The organism is Mesorhizobium sp. M0152 (assembly GCF_040322415.1).
In the GTDB taxonomy this organism is placed as follows: domain Bacteria; phylum Pseudomonadota; class Alphaproteobacteria; order Rhizobiales; family Rhizobiaceae; genus Mesorhizobium.
In genome coordinates, this window is the sequence record NZ_JAMYTH010000113.1 from 1 (window position 1) to 1,452 (window position 1,452).

1 protein-coding gene and 2 pseudogenes are annotated in these 1,452 nt (G+C 61.0%); 1 reads left to right on the forward strand and 2 read right to left on the reverse strand.

What is annotated here, in order from left to right; all coding sequences use genetic code 11:
• On the forward strand, positions 1-167 hold a 167-nt coding region (locus NKJ26_RS33350), incomplete at its 5' end, for a proline racemase family protein (RefSeq protein ID WP_352700098.1).
• Between the two features lie 96 nt (positions 168-263).
• On the opposite strand, the pseudogene NKJ26_RS33355 reads toward NKJ26_RS33350, so the two are convergent.
• Positions 264-554: pseudogene (locus NKJ26_RS33355) on the reverse strand (transposase domain-containing protein); the annotation flags it as partial.
• A gap of 116 nt (positions 555-670) precedes the next feature.
• Positions 671-1,378: pseudogene (locus NKJ26_RS33360) on the reverse strand (aldo/keto reductase); the annotation flags it as partial.
• Between the last annotated feature and the right edge of the window lie 74 nt (positions 1,379-1,452).

The following is a 1,452-nucleotide window of genomic DNA, read 5'->3' on the forward strand; positions in this document are numbered from 1 at the left end:
AGTCTATCATCGGCACGCTATTCCGTGGTCGTGTGGAGGATGTGGCGGAAGTTGCAGGACGTCCTGCCATTCTTCCGAGCGTAGGCGGATGGGCGCGTGTCACCGGTTACAATACCATTCTCGTCGACGAGCGCGACCCACTCGCCTTCGGCTTTCGGGTAAAGTAAGAAAGTCATGATCCCCCGTGGGTCGGTCAAAATCCCCCGGGTATGGTCCTCTTCGTCGAGGAGTCCGGGACGAACTAATTGCGAGGCGCTGATCCGTTACGCATAGGCCCAGGGCATGAGGGCCTCGATGTCTTTGGAGAGGTGGCCATTTGCGAGGCTGATAAGGAGGATCGCGCAGGTAGGCTGTGGTTCAACGCGGTTCATCTTGCATGTGCCGATCACGCTGGCGAAACGGGCCCAATTGCGGCCGCCTTCATCATGGCCGGCAAAGAGAGCATTGCGGACGAGGTTGGAGTCGTGGACGCGGCCGTCGTCCAGAAACAGCCGGAAGCCGGCCTGGCGTTTCAGCATATAGGCCATTGCGCTGACTTCTCGCTTGCGTAGGACTGGCTGTTCGGCTGCGTTGACGACATGCAATTGGAAAACGCTCTTTTGCGTCTCTAAGGGTAAGCCGCGCGTCCAAGCGAGACGCGGCCCAGGAGACGCCAGATAAGTTTGAGCGACTACGGCTTCGGCACGAAAGGCGCTGGGCGCCGACCCGCGGCCTGGCGCTCCAGCATCCAGCCGGGATATTCGGCCGGCAGTGCGCTGACCTCGTCCAGCCTGCCGAGATCGTCGGCATCGAGCTTCAATTCGGTAGCGGCGAGGTTCTGTTCGAGCTGTTCCATGCGGCTGGCGCCGATGATGACGCTCATCACGAAGGGTTTTGCCAGAACATAGCCGAGTGCGACAGTGGCGACGCTGACGCCGTGCTTGGCGGCGATCTCGCGCATCACGGCAACCGCCGCCCAGGCGCGGTCTTCATTGACAGGCGGGAAGTTGAAGGACGCGCGGCGGCCCTCGCCATTGCCGGGCGCGCCGGGGCCGTATTTGCCGGACAACAGGCCGCCGGCCATCGGCGACCACACCATCAGCCCGAGTTTTTCCTCATTGATCAGCGGCACGATCTCGCGTTCGAGATCGCGGCCGGCGATCGAATAATAGGACTGGATGGTCTCGAAACGGGCAAAGCCCTTGCGGTCGGCAATGCCGAGCGCCTTGGCAATGCGCCACGCCGCCCAGTTTGATACGCCGACATAACGGACCTTGCCACTGGCAACCAGATCGTCGAGCGCCCTGAGCGTCTCGTCGATCGGCGTCACCGTGTCGGTGCCGTGCAGCTGATAAAGATCAATATGGTCGAACTGCAGCCGCTCCAGGCTAGCCCGGATGTCTCACACAGTTGAAGTGCATCGGGGTTCCGAATCAAGGAAAATGCTTCTGCGACAAAGACTTACCTTGAGCA